We start from the raw sequence: 12,379 nt of genomic DNA, 5'->3' as shown, positions 1-12,379 counted from the left end.
GGGCCGATCCGCTAGGGTCGAGCCATGTCGCGTCTGCTCGTTCGTCGTCCTTCTCCGCGCCTCGCCGACGGCGAGGTGACCCACATCGGGAGGACCTCGGTCGATCCCGATCTCGCCCAACGTCAGTGGGAGGCCTACGTCGACGTCTTTCGCACCCGCGGGTGGGAGATCATTCAGATCGATGCGGCCGATGAACAACCCGACGGTGTGTTCGTCGAGGACGCCGTCGTCGTCTTCGGAGATCTTGCGGTCCTCTGCCGCGCGGGAGCCGAGTCACGTCGGGGGGAGGCTCCGACGGTGCGGGAGGCCGTGGCCGCCACCCGCCTCGAGGTGGCCGAGATCGTCGCCCCCGGCACCCTCGACGGGGGCGACGTTCTGAAGATCGGCTCGACCGTGTATGTCGGTGCCTCATCGCGCACGAACGCCGACGGCATCGCTCAACTGACTGCACTGCTTGCTCCGCGCGGATGGCAGGTCGTCGCGGTCCCCGTCGAACGCGTCCTACACCTGAAGAGCGGTGTGACGGCGCTGCCCGACGGGACCGTCGTCGGTTTCGAGCCCCTGGTCGACGACCAGGCCGCGTTCCCGACGTTCGAGAGCGTGCCCGAGGAGCACGGTACGGCGGTCGTCGTCCTCGGCCCCGACGAGGTGCTGATGTCCTCCGACGCCCCCGAGACCGCCGCCCGCTACGAGGCGCGTGGGCTCCGCGTCGTCGCGACCCCGATCACCGAGTTCGAGAAGCTCGAGGGCTGCGTCACCTGTCTGTCGGTGCGCATCCGCGACTGAGTTCTCCGACCGGCGTCCGGCTCGTGCCGCAGCGGACGCGGACCAACGCAACGGATGCGGATCGCGGGGGGCGCGGCATCCGATTCTGTTGCTGATCTCCGCTTCTGCGGCCGTGATCAGTCCGCGAGCGTCGCCGCGTAGTCGGGGACGTAGTTCTGCAGCTCCCGCGGCGGGCGTTCGTAACCACCGGATGCCGGGCGGGCTGGGATCGCGATCGGCGCGCGCTCGACCTCTTCGTAGGGAATCTGCGAGAGCAGATGGTGGATCATGTTGATGCGTCCGCGGCGCTTGTCCTCGTTGTCGACCTCGAACCAGGGCGATTCCGGAATATCGGTGTGCACGAACATGGTGTCCTTCGCGCGTGAGTAGTCCTCCCACTTGGTGATCGACAGGACGTCGTTGGGGGAGAGCTTCCAGCGTCGCATCGGGTCGTCGTTGCGAGAGCGGAACCGCTTCTCCTGTTCGACGTCCGACACGCTGAACCAGTACTTCTTCAGCAGGATGCCGTCTTCCACCAGCATGCGTTCGAAGATGGGCACCTGATGCAGAAACCGGTGGTATTCGGCGTTCGTGCAGTAACCCATCACATGCTCGACACCGGCGCGGTTGTACCAGGACCGGTCCATCAGCACGATCTCGCCCGCCGCGGGAAGGTGGGCGATGTAGCGCTGGAAGTACCACTCGCTCTTCTCGCGCTCGGTCGGAGTGGGAAGAGCGACGACGCGTGTGACGCGAGGATTCAAGTACTGCGAGACGCGACTGATCGTCGAGCCCTTTCCGGCTGCGTCTCGCCCTTCGAAGATGACCACGATGCGTGATCCGGTGCTCTGCACCCACGCCTGCATGTCGACCAACTGCGCCTGCAGCCGCTTAAACTCGCGTTCGTACGTCTTCTTCGGCATCCGGTCGCTCATGACCAGATGCTATCCGTCCTCGCCTCCCAGGTCGTTCAGGCGTGCAGCGCCTCGTTCAGCGTCACCCCGACGCCCTCGCGGCGCACTGCTTCGACCGCACCCGTCAGCGAGTTGCGGCGGAAAAGCAGGCTGTTCTGCCCCGACAGCTGGGCGCCCTTGACGATCGGGCGCGACCCGTCGTGCAGCGGAGGCTCGTTCGGGAGCACGATCTTGGATCCGGCCGTGACGTAGAGCCCGGCCTCCACGATGCAGTCGTCGCCGAGGGAGATGCCGATGCCGGCGTTCGCGCCGAGGAGCGTGCGGGCTCCGATCGACACGCGGTGCGTGCCGCCGCCCGACAGCGTGCCCATGATCGACGCGCCGCCGCCGATGTCCGAGCCGTCGCCGACGACGACGCCCTGCGAGATGCGTCCCTCCACCATCGAGGAGCCCAGAGTCCCCGCGTTGAAGTTCACGAAGCCCTCGTGCATGACCGTCGTGCCGGGGGAGAGGTAGGCGCCCAAGCGCACGCGCGAGGCGTCGGCGATGCGCACTCCCGGAGGGGTGACGAAGTCGAGCAGGCGCGGGAACTTGTCGAGGCTGTGCACCTGGATGCCGGCGCGCTGCAGGGCCGGGCGCAGGCGTTCCGCGTCGTCGGGGTGCATGGCGCCCGCCGTCGTCCACGCGACGATGGGAAGGTGGGCGAAGATGCCGTCGAGGTTGAGCTCGTTGGGGCGGACGATGCGGTGCGACAGTGCGTGCAGGCGGAGGTAGGCGTCGGGGGTGGACTCCGGGGCGGCGTCGAGGTCGATCGTGACCGTGACGATGTCGACGTTCACCGCGCGACGTGCGTCGTGGCCCGCATACTCGGCCCAAGCCGGCGTGGCGGCCGTGTCGGCGTCGTCGGGGGCGCCGGTGTGCACCACCGGAAACCAGCTGTCCAGGATCGTGCCGTTCTCGCTCGTCGTCGCGAGGCCGATGCCCCATACCGTCCGCTGTTCGCTCATGCCCTCCAGGCTATCGAAGGCGGACCCCTCGATAGACTCGCCCCATGCCCGTGCTCGACCTCACCGCATCCTCCGTCGACCTGACCCGAGCACTCTGTGACGTCCCGAGCGTGTCGGGCGACGAGACGACACTCGCCGACGCGATCTTCGCGGCGATCTCGCCGTTGGAGCACCTCGACGTCTACCGCGACGGCGACACGATCGTCGCGCGCACCCACCTCGGGCGCGCGCAGCGCGTGGCGATCGCGGGTCACATCGACACGGTGCCGATCAACGCCAACCTGCCGACCCGCGACATCGAGATCGACGGCGAAGCCTTCCTCTGGGGTCGGGGGACCGTGGACATGAAAGGGGGCACGGCGGTGCAGCTGAAGCTGGCCGCCGAGCTGGTCGAACCTCGAGTCGACATCACGTGGCTCTGGTACGACAACGAGGAGGTCGCATCGGACCTCAACGGTCTCACGCGCCTGGCACGCACGCGCCCCGACCTGTTCGCCGCCGACTTCGCGATTCTGGGGGAGCCGTCCAACGGTCAGGTGGAGGGCGGGTGCAACGGCACCCTGCGCGCCGTCGCCCGCACGCGAGGGGTCCGTGCCCACAGCGCCCGCTCGTGGATGGGGGAGAACGCCATCCACGCAGCGGCGCCGATCCTGGCGCGCCTGGCCGAGTATCGACCCCGCGAGATCGACGTCGACGGCCTCGTGTATCGCGAAGGGCTGAACGCGGTGCGCATCTCGGGCGGCGTCGCGGGTAACGTCATCCCCGACCTCTGCGAGGTGGAGGTCAACTTCCGTTTCGCTCCCAGCCGCAGCGTTGCCGACGCCGAAGCCCACGTGCGCCATGTGCTGGACGGATTCGATGTCGAGGTGGTGGATGCCGCAGCCGGCGCCCGGCCGGGACTGGACGCACCGCTCGCACAGGAGTTCCTCGCCGCGGTGGGTGCCGAGGCCCGCCCGAAATATGGCTGGACGGACGTTGCGCGTTTCTCGGCGCTGGGCGTGCCCGCTGTCAACTATGGACCCGGCGACCCGCTCTTGGCCCACCATGACGAAGAGCGGGTGCCGCTCGTCCAGATCGAGGACGTCGAGCGGAGCCTGAGGGCATGGCTGAACGGGCGCTGACCGCCGCCGCGCCGCTGCGAGGGACAGGTCCGCTCGGGCGGCTGCTCGTCCTGCGCCCCGCCGTTGCGGTCGCCGTCGTCTACCTCGCGGCCCGCGTGGTCACCACCGGCTTCCTGCTCGTCGCGGCCGAGCTGTCCGGCCCGACCTCGCGCTTCGGCGCGGATGCGACGATCGGAACCCTGTCGATGGGATGGGATGCCCAGTGGTACTGGGTCGTCGGCAGCGCCGGCTACCCCACGCACCTTCCCGTCGACGCGACCGGCGCGGTGACGCAGAACGCGTGGGCGTTCATGCCCGTCTATCCGGCGTTGACGCGGGTCTTGTCGGTGGTGTTCGCGGGCAACTACCCTCTGGCCGCTGTGGTCCTCGCCATCGTCGCCGGATACGGAGCGTGCCTCGCGTTCTTCCATCTCCTCCGAGAGAAGCTCGAGGCGGATGCGGCGCTGTGGGCGGTCGCGCTGCTGGCGGCATCGCCCCTCGCGGCGCTGTTCCAGATGGGCTACGCCGAGTCGCTGTTCCTGCTCTGGCTGTTCCTCGCCCTGCGGCTTCTGCTGCGGCGCCGGTTCGTGTGGCTGTACCCGTTGATCGTCGTCATGGGATACACGAGACCCGGCGTGCTGGCGTTCGCGCTCCTGCTCGGTGCCTACGGCGTCATGCGATGGGTGCGCCGGCGCGACGACCCGCTGCCGCCGGCGCAGGTGATGCACATCGTGGCGCTCGGCGTTCTCGCCGTGGTGGTCGGCTTCTCATGGCAGGTGATCGCGGGCATCGTCACGGGGGATCCCGCCGCCTACATGGAGACCGAGCTGTCGTGGCGGCGCGGGTGGATCGGCGAGGGCGGCTTCGTGCCGTTCGACGGGTTCGTGCAGGGGGCGGCGCTGTGGTTCCGCCTGTGGGGCCTCCCCGAGATCGCGGGATACGTCGCCCTCGCGGTGGCCGTGCTGGCCGTCGCGGCCGTGATCGCGTTCGAGCCGCACGTGCGGCGACTCGGCCCCGAAATGCGACTCTGGTCGGCGAGCTACGTGCTGTATCTGCTGGTCGTGTTCTTTCCGCAGTCGAGCATCTTCCGCCTCCTTCTGCCTCTCGCGCCGCTCTACGGGGCCATCGCCGCCCCGCGGCACGCTCTCTGGCGGTGGGGGATGCTTGTCGTCGGGCTCATCGGCCAGTGGTGGTGGATCTACCAGATGCTGGCGTTGGGCAACTCGTACACCCAGATTCCCTGAAGACGACCCTCCGGCACGCCGCGTGCGGCCGGTGTCTCGGCATACCGATAAACTTGACAGGTAGTCCGACGACGAAAAGGAGCCCGCGATGGCAGCCATGAAGCCGCGAACCGGTGACGGACCGATGGAGGCCGTGAAGGAGGGGCGCCTCATCATCGTGCGTGTTCCCCTCGAGGGCGGCGGACGACTCGTCGTCTCTGTCAATGACGAAGAGGCCAAGGAACTTCACGGCGTGCTCGGCGACGTGGTCGGCGCAGCCTGACGATCTCGCACGTGAAAGGGTCGGTCCTCGGACCGGCCCTTTTCCGTACCCTGCGGTGCGCCGCCGACAGCCCTCAGCCAGCGTTCAGCGCAGATCCGGGGCGACGGTGGTCAGCTGCAGAAGCCCTTCGCCCACGATGGAGAGCGCACCGAGAACCGCGGGCGAGGCCTGTGTCTCCTGGATCAGCGTGCGAAACGCGGTCGTCACGGGATCGCGGCGCACCGGGTCTGCGATCGCGCCCCCGGACAGCACCCGCGGAATGAGGACGGTGCCGCCCGCGCGGACCAGCCGCAGGCCGTGCTCGACGTGGTCGATGACGCTCTCGGGATCGGCATCCACGAGCACGATGTCGTAGGACGCCTCGTTCATCCGGGGCAGCACGTCGCTGGCGCGGCCGGTGATGAAGCGGGCGCGAGCCGGCGGTACCTTCGCGTCGGCGAATGCCGTTCGTGCCGCCGCCAGATGCTCGGGCTCCTTGTCGATGGTCGTGAGTGTCGCGCGGGGCGCACCGTGCAGCAGCCACAGGCCCGACACCCCCGCACCCGTGCCGATCTCGACGACGTTCAGCGCCGCGGTCGCTGCGGCGATCACGGCGATCTGGGCGCCCACCGCCGGGCTGATCGGATCCGCACCCAGCTCGAGCGCGTGCGCACGGGCGCGCTCGATCGCTTCGGGTTCGACGGTGACGTCGTCGACGTACCTGCGGATCGCGTCCTGATCGGCCATGTGGTTCCTCCAGCCCCCAGCGTACGGGGCGCTCGGCGTCGTTTCCGGCAGGCGCACGGGTAACCTGGAGGCATGTTCTTCGGCCTCGACTGGGACAAGCTCGTCCTGCTCCTGATCGTGGCCGCCCTCCTGGTCGGACCCGAGCGGCTGCCGCAGTATGCGGAGACCCTCGCGAGGTTCACCGTGCGCGCGCGCGAGTGGCTCAGCGGAGCCAAGACGCGCGTGAAGGAGGAACTCGGCGACGACTTCGACGACGTGGAGTGGCGCCGTCTCGACCCGCGTCAGTACGACCCGCGGCGCATCATCCGCGACGCCCTCCTCGACGACGCGCCCGTTCCCACGGTCCGTGCCGCGGCCGTCGGCACGGCGATCGCGGCCACCGCGCCCGCGCCGCCGCTGTCCACGTTCGATCCGAACGGTGAGGTCCCGTTCGACGACGAAGCGACCTGAGCGGCCGACGTCAGCGCGGCGTGACCGGCAGCGACCTGCGGGCCAGCCCGCGGGGCGTCGTCGCGATCCGCTCCGCCAGCGCGGCGATCGCGCGTGCGGCCGCATCATCGGGTCGCGAGACGACCACGGGGGCTCCCTCGTCGCCGCCGCGCCGCAGATCGACACTGAGCGGAACCGAGGCGAGGAGCGGAACGACGTGGTCTGGCGTCGACAGCGACGCGGCCACGGCCTCGCCCCCGCCGGCTCCGAACAGATCGAGGGTGCTGCCGTCGGGAAGGGTCATCGCCCCCATGTTCTCGACGACGCCGATCACCCGCTGGCCGGTCTGCGCTGCCACCAGTCCGCTGCGGACGGCGACGTCGGATGCCGCGGTCTGCGGCGTCGTGACGACGAGCACGTCGGCGTGCGGCAGCAGTTGCCCGACCGAGATCGCCACGTCGCCCGTACCCGGAGGCATGTCGATCAGGAGCACGTCGAGGTCGCCGAAGAACACATCGGTCAGGAACTGCTGCACCGTGCGGTGGAGCATCGGCCCGCGCCAGGCGACGGCTGCCGAAACGGGCTGGTCGCGCGGGAGGAACATACCGATCGAGATCGCCTTCACGCCGAAGGCGACGGGAGGGAGCATGAGGTCGTCGATGCGGGTCGGTGCGGGCGGTCGGCCCTCGGCATCCACGAGGCCGAGCAGTCCCGGGATCGAGAAGCCGTGCACGTCGGCGTCGATCAACCCGACCGCGAGCCCGCGCTGCGCCAGGGCGACGGCGAGGTTCGCGGTGATGCTGGACTTGCCGACGCCACCCTTGCCGCTCGTGACCGCGACGACGCGCGTGAGGGCGTCGGGCCCGAAGGGCATGGTCCGCGTGGCACGGTCTCCGCGCAGCCGCGTGGTGAGCGCCTGGCGCTGTGCCGAGGACATCACTCCGACGACGACCTCGACATCGGAGATGCCGGAGGCGGTGGATGCCGCCGCGCGCACATCCCGCTCGATGCGGTCGGCGGCGGGGCAGCCCACGATCGTCAGCGCGATCTCGACGCGCGCGCGGGTGCCGGTGACCGCCACGTCGCGGATCATGTCGAGTTCGGCGAGGGGACGGCGAAGCTCGGGATCGACGACGGCGCCGACGGCTCGCCGCACGTCATCCGCCCGTGCGTCGTCGCCGGTGGCCTCCCGGGCACCGCTGGGAGCAGACGTCACGACTGGTCGGACCTCTCGCCGCGGCGATCCAGGTCGCGGGAATTCTCCAACGACTCGAGCAGAGCCTTCAGCTCCTGGCGCAGCACGTCGCGAGTGACGACGTGCTCGGAGACGTCCGTCATCGCCATGCGGAGGGCGACGACCTCTCGGGCGAGGTACTCGGTGTCGGCGAGGTTGCGCTCTGCGCGCTGACGATCCTGCTCGATCTGCACGCGGTCGCGGTCGTCCTGCCGGTTCTGGGCGAGAAGGATCAGCGGCGCGGCGTACGAAGCCTGCAGCGAGAGGATCAGGGTCAGCAGCGTGAAGTTGTTCTCCGCCGCGTCGAACTGCATCTCGCGCGGCATTGCGGTGTTCCACCAGAGCCACACCGCAACGAACACGGTCATGCCGATGAGGAAGCCGGAGGTCCCCATCGCGCGGGCGAAGGCTTCGGAGAAGCGGCCGAACCGGTCGCGAGAGGGCTGCGGGCTGCGGCTGAGCATGCCCGCGCGGCCGCGCGGCGCATCCAGCGAGAAGGTGCGGCGATCCTTCGCCATCAGGGCCTCCTCGGAAGCATCGCGGTCGTCGCGGGGGCGGTCAGTGCGTCGTCGTCGCCGTCGTGCGAACGCCAGTCCTCGGGCAGCAGGTAGTCCAGAACGTCATCGACACTGACCGCGCCGACGAGCCGGTGTGCGGCATCCACGACGGGGAGGGAAACGAGGTTGTAGCTCGCGAGCAGGCGCGCCACTTCGGCGGCGGATGCGGTGACGGGCACCGGATCGAGCGTGTCGTCGATGATCGCGCCGAGCCGCTCGTGCGGCGGGTACCGCAGCATCCGCTGGAAGTGCACCGTGCCCAGCAGTCGCCCTGTCGGGGTCTCATACGGCGGAAGGGTCACGAACACCGCCGCGGCGAGGGCCGGGTGCAGCTCGTGGCGGCGGATCAGGGCGAGAGCCTCCGCGACCGTCGCGTCGGCCGACAGGACGATCGGCTCGCTCGTCATGAGACCGCCGGCCGTGTCGGGGCCGTACTTGAGGAGGGCGCGGACGTCCTCCGCTTCCTCCGGCTCCATGAGCTCGAGGAGCTCCTCTCGCTGCTCCTCCGGCAGCTGCGCCAGCACGTCGGCGGCGTCGTCCGGCTCCATCTGGTCGAGGATGTCGGCGGCGCGCTCGTCGCCGAGAGCCTCGAGGATGTGCACCTGGTCGTCTTCGGGCATCTCCTCCAGCGCGTCGGCGAGACGGTCGTCGGAGAGCTCCTCGGCGACCTCGAGGAGGCGCTCGTCGGGCAGATCGAGCAGGGTGTTGGCGAGGTCGGCGGGCTTGAGCTCGGAAAAGGTCGCCACGAGCTGTTCGGCCGACTGCGCCTCGCCCGGTACGGCCTGTTCGCGCACATCGCCCCAGCTTGCGAACGTGGTCGGTCCCTTTGCGAAGGGGGACGCGCTGGTCTTGGGCTTGCGGAGGAAGAGCTGGCCGATGTCCCACTCGCCGAGACGGTTGCGCTCGATCGCGGCGTCCTCGATCACCGCGTGTCCGGATCCGTCGGTGAAGTACACCCGACGACCGAGCAGCTCGCTCATGACGCGCACCTCGCCACCGCGCTGCTGGAAGCGTCGGACATTGATGAGGCCCGTCGTGATGACCTGCCCGGACTGGATCGAGGTGACGCGCCCGATCGACAGGAAGACGTGGCGACGCCCCGGAATCTCGACGACGAGGCCCACCACACGCGGCGGGTCGTCTTTTCGATAGATGACGACGACGTCACGGACTTTGCCGAGCCGGTCGCCCGCGGGGTCGAAGACGGTGCAGCCCACCAGGCGTGCCACGAAAACCCTCTGCGTACTCACTCGACCAGCGTAGTCCGCGCCTGCTGTCGCCCGGGGCAGACGTCCGTCGCGCCGCGGCGGATGCACAGGGTGCTCATGCGAAGATGGATGCGTGAGCATGTTGGGCGGAATACCCCAGGAACACGGCGAGAAGATCGCCGACTTCGCGACGTATCCGGCGGCGCAGAAGGCGGTGTCTCAGCTCGTGGAGGCGGACATCCCGGCCCGGGACATCGCGATCGTCGGACACGGCCTGCGCTCCGTCGAGACCGTCACCGGGCGTCTCGGATACGCGGCGGCCGCGCGCTCGGGAGCGGTGAACGGCATCCTGCTCGGCCTCCTCTTCTCGGCCATCTTCGTGCTCGGCACGCCGAATGCGGCGATCCAGCTGTTCATCGGCGTCATGCTGGTCGGCATCGCCCTCGGCATGCTCATGAGCATCATCACGTACTCGATCGTCCGCCGCCGCCGCGACTACACGTCGATCACCCAAGTGCTGGCCGACCGGTACGAGGTGACCGTCCTCCCGCGCAGCATCCACCGTGCCCGGGAAGTCGTCGGCAGAACGGTCACGCCTGCGGCCGCCCATCGCGCGCCCTCGGCGCCGGTGTCCGCACCCGCTCCGGACACGAGCGCACCCCCGCAGTACGGAGAGCGCGTCGATCCGCCGCAGTACGGCGAACGTCTGGCGCCGCCCGTGGAAGCGCCGACCCAACCCAGCGCCCCGCCGGCTGGAGACGCCGGTGTCCGCGACGGCGGAGAACAGGGACCGACAACGCCGGAGCGGTGATGGAGGTCGCTCTGCCGACGGGGTCCGTCGTCGTCTCGACCGCCCCTCATCAGGCGGTCGACCCGTGGGCGGTGATGGCGCTCGCGCACGGTGCCGGGGCCGGGATGGATCATCCTTTCCTGCTCGGCCTGGGCGAGGGGTGCGCGCGTCAGGGCGTCAGCGTGGTGCGTTTCGCCTTTCCGTACGCGCAGGCGGGACGCAAGATGCCGGGACCTGCGTCGCACGCGATCGCCGCCTGGGCCGCCGTCGAGGCGGTAGCGCGCCAGACGGCTCCCGGCGTGCCGTTCGTGGCGGCGGGCAAGTCCTACGGGGGACGCATGGCGTCGATGGCGGCCGCGGAGGGGGCGATCACGCCCGCGGCGCTGGTGTACCTCGGCTATCCGCTGCATCCGCCCGGCGCTCCGGAGAAGCTGCGTGCCGCGCACCTTCCGCAGATCGCGGTGCCGCAGCTGTTCGTCGAGGGGACGAACGATCCGTTCATCCAGCCCCGTGAGCAGTACGATCAGGCGCTCAGCGGATGCCGAGACGCCACCACGGTCTGGATCGACGGCGCCACCCACTCCTTCGAGATCAAGGGGCGCCGCCGGCCCGCCGATCAGATCGGCGGCGAGCTCAGCGACCACGTCGTCCCGTGGCTGCGCCGGCGGCTGTGAGCGCTGTCAGCGTGCGGCGGTGTGCCCCGCGACCCACGCCTCGACCTCGTCGGCGGTGCGGGGGATGCCCGCCGACAGGTTCACGGGACCGTCGGCGGTCATGAGGATGTCGTCCTCGATGCGCACGCCGATGCCGCGGAACTCCTCCGGCACCGTCAGATCGTCGATCTGGAAGTAGAGCCCGGGCTCGATGGTGAAGACCATTCCCGCCTCCAGAATGCCGTCGTAGTACATCTCACGCCGCGCCTGGGCGCAGTCGTGCACGTCGAGCCCCAGGTGGTGGCTCGTCCCGTGGACCATGTAGCGGCGATGCTGTCCGCCGTTGTCGGCGTCGAGCGCCTCGTCGGCGGTCACGGGGAGCAGCCCCCACTCGGACACGCGTTCGGCGATGACGCGCATGGCGGCTTCGTGGATCGTGCGGAACTTCACGCCGGGCCGGGCCGCCGCGAAGGCGGCGTCGGCGGCCTCGCGGACCGTCTCGTAGATCATGCGCTGGACGGGCGAGAAGGTGCCGCTGACCGGAATCGTGCGGGTGATGTCCGCGGTGTAGAGGCTGTCGACCTCCGCACCGGCGTCGATGAGGATGAGGTCGCCCGGAAGGACGGCGCCGTCGTTGCGGGTCCAGTGCAGATAGCAGGCGTGCGGACCGGATGCCGCGATCGTGTCATACCCCTCGCCGTTTCCCTCGATGCGGGCGCGATGGTGGAAGATGCCCTCGACCGCACGTTCTCCGCGGGGCGTCTCGATGATCCGCGGCAGATCGGCGACGATGTCGTCGAAGCCGCGAGCGGTGACCTCGACCGCGAGGCGCAGCTGCGCGATCTCGTAGTCGTCCTTGACGAGGCGCAGCTCGGAGACGACACGCGTCAGTTCCGGGTCCTCATCGAGAACCAGGTCGCCGTCTTCCGCCGCGAAGTCCTCGATCGGGGCCGTGGTGAGTCCGAGCTCGCCGGCGACGCCCGCCAGGGCGGGGCGCGGACCGATCCAGAACTCCCCGATGGTCGCGTCGCTGTAGAACTCGGCGGTGGTCCGGTCGGCGCGCTCGCGCAGGTAGAGCGTCACGTCGTGGCCGGCGCCGCCCTCACGCGGGTCGAACACGAGGACCGAATCCGGCACGCTGTCGCTCGCCCAGCCGGTGAGGTGCGCGAAAGCCGAGTGGGCGCGGAACGGGTAGTCGGTGTCGTTCGAGCGCTGCTTGTACGTTCCCGCCGGCAGCACGAGACGCTGCCCGGGGAAGGCGGCGGACACGGCAGCGCGGCGCGCCGCCGTGTAGGGCACCTGCGGCCGTGGTGAGGGGGTGAGCTCGGGCCGTTCGGCCCAGCCGGTCGAGATGGTGTCGAGGAAGCCGCGCGGGAACGGCTGCTTGCGGTTCGCGTTCTCAACGGGGGTGACGTCGGTGTCGGTCGTGGCGATCGTGTCGCTCTCGCTCGTGCTCATGGCACCAGTCTCGCACCTCCTTCTGTGCGACG

14 protein-coding genes are annotated in these 12,379 nt (G+C 69.8%); 7 read left to right on the top strand and 7 right to left on the bottom strand.

Features of this window, described 5'->3' with window-relative positions; translation table 11 throughout:
- Nucleotides 1–24: 24 nt before the first annotated feature.
- Nucleotides 25–786, top strand: a complete 762-nt coding sequence (ddaH, locus tag PP359_RS03855) for a dimethylargininase (protein WP_499249923.1) — start codon at nucleotides 25–27, stop codon at nucleotides 784–786.
- Between the two features lie 116 nt (nucleotides 787–902).
- On the opposite strand, the gene ppk2 is transcribed toward ddaH, so the two are convergent.
- Together ppk2 and dapD are read right to left on the bottom strand one after the other, a co-directional pair.
- Entirely contained in the window at nucleotides 903–1,700 is a 798-nt protein-coding gene (ppk2, locus tag PP359_RS03850; RefSeq protein WP_499249922.1) for a polyphosphate kinase 2, read from the bottom strand.
- Nucleotides 1,701–1,735: 35 nt separating this feature from the next.
- A complete protein-coding gene (dapD, locus tag PP359_RS03845; protein WP_112931278.1) occupies nucleotides 1,736–2,686 on the bottom strand; it encodes a 2,3,4,5-tetrahydropyridine-2,6-dicarboxylate N-succinyltransferase in 951 nt (316 codons plus the stop codon).
- Nucleotides 2,687–2,730: 44 nt separating this feature from the next.
- Between dapD and dapE the strand changes: the two genes are divergently transcribed.
- The 3 genes from dapE (at nucleotide 2,731) to PP359_RS03830 (ending at nucleotide 5,292) form a co-directional block, all read left to right on the top strand.
- Complete coding sequence (gene dapE, locus PP359_RS03840; protein WP_036317430.1) at nucleotides 2,731–3,807, top strand: succinyl-diaminopimelate desuccinylase; 1,077 nt, start codon at nucleotides 2,731–2,733, stop codon at nucleotides 3,805–3,807.
- A complete protein-coding gene (locus PP359_RS03835; RefSeq protein WP_499249921.1) occupies nucleotides 3,789–5,030 on the top strand; it encodes a hypothetical protein in 1,242 nt (413 codons plus the stop codon). The genes dapE and PP359_RS03835 overlap by 19 nt, the downstream gene beginning before the upstream one ends.
- Nucleotides 5,031–5,118: 88 nt before the next feature.
- Entirely contained in the window at nucleotides 5,119–5,292 is a 174-nt protein-coding gene (locus tag PP359_RS03830; protein ID WP_005053677.1) for a DUF3117 domain-containing protein, read from the top strand.
- 84 nt (nucleotides 5,293–5,376) lie between these two features.
- Here the strand turns inward: PP359_RS03830 and PP359_RS03825 are convergent, their stop codons facing one another.
- Nucleotides 5,377–6,018: an O-methyltransferase gene (locus tag PP359_RS03825; RefSeq protein WP_036315025.1), complete on the bottom strand. Its 642-nt coding sequence runs from the start codon at nucleotides 6,016–6,018 to the stop codon at nucleotides 5,377–5,379.
- 72 nt (nucleotides 6,019–6,090) lie between these two features.
- On the opposite strand from PP359_RS03825, the gene PP359_RS03820 reads away from it, so the two are divergent.
- A complete protein-coding gene (locus PP359_RS03820; protein ID WP_112931281.1) occupies nucleotides 6,091–6,468 on the top strand; it encodes a twin-arginine translocase TatA/TatE family subunit in 378 nt (125 codons plus the stop codon).
- 10 nt (nucleotides 6,469–6,478) lie between these two features.
- Here the strand turns inward: PP359_RS03820 and PP359_RS03815 are convergent, their stop codons facing one another.
- From PP359_RS03815 to PP359_RS03805, 3 genes are read right to left on the bottom strand one after another with little or no spacing between them, the layout of a single operon-like run.
- Nucleotides 6,479–7,663, bottom strand: a complete 1,185-nt coding sequence (locus PP359_RS03815; RefSeq protein WP_347417201.1) for a P-loop NTPase — start codon at nucleotides 7,661–7,663, stop codon at nucleotides 6,479–6,481.
- Entirely contained in the window at nucleotides 7,660–8,199 is a 540-nt protein-coding gene (locus PP359_RS03810; protein ID WP_347417202.1) for a DUF1003 domain-containing protein, read from the bottom strand. The genes PP359_RS03815 and PP359_RS03810 overlap by 4 nt, the downstream gene beginning before the upstream one ends.
- The gene (locus tag PP359_RS03805; RefSeq protein WP_039415784.1) at nucleotides 8,199–9,488 is read right to left on the bottom strand and encodes a magnesium transporter MgtE N-terminal domain-containing protein; all 1,290 of its coding nucleotides are present in this window, start codon (nucleotides 9,486–9,488) and stop codon (nucleotides 8,199–8,201) included. Before PP359_RS03805 ends, PP359_RS03810 begins: the two co-directional genes overlap by 1 nt.
- Nucleotides 9,489–9,585: 97 nt before the next feature.
- Here PP359_RS03805 and PP359_RS03800 point away from each other — a divergent pair, with 97 nt between their 5' ends.
- Both PP359_RS03800 and PP359_RS03795 read left to right on the top strand, forming a co-directional pair.
- Nucleotides 9,586–10,257, top strand: a complete 672-nt coding sequence (locus PP359_RS03800; RefSeq protein WP_347417366.1) for a general stress protein — start codon at nucleotides 9,586–9,588, stop codon at nucleotides 10,255–10,257.
- Nucleotides 10,257–10,910 carry an alpha/beta hydrolase family protein gene (locus PP359_RS03795; protein WP_499249920.1) on the top strand — a complete coding sequence of 218 codons (654 nt, stop codon included), beginning with the start codon at nucleotides 10,257–10,259 and terminating at the stop codon, nucleotides 10,908–10,910. Before PP359_RS03800 ends, PP359_RS03795 begins: the two co-directional genes overlap by 1 nt.
- A gap of 6 nt (nucleotides 10,911–10,916) precedes the next feature.
- Here the strand turns inward: PP359_RS03795 and PP359_RS03790 are convergent, their stop codons facing one another.
- A complete protein-coding gene (locus tag PP359_RS03790; protein WP_135949043.1) occupies nucleotides 10,917–12,347 on the bottom strand; it encodes an aminopeptidase P family protein in 1,431 nt (476 codons plus the stop codon).
- Between the last annotated feature and the right edge of the window lie 32 nt (nucleotides 12,348–12,379).

Source organism: Sphingomonas sp. BLCC-B65 (genome assembly GCF_028550675.1).
In the GTDB taxonomy this organism is placed as follows: Bacteria; Actinomycetota; Actinomycetes; order Actinomycetales; family Microbacteriaceae; genus Microbacterium.
The sequence above is the reverse complement of the archived record's forward strand: the minus strand, read 5'-3'. Positions and strand labels throughout refer to the sequence as shown.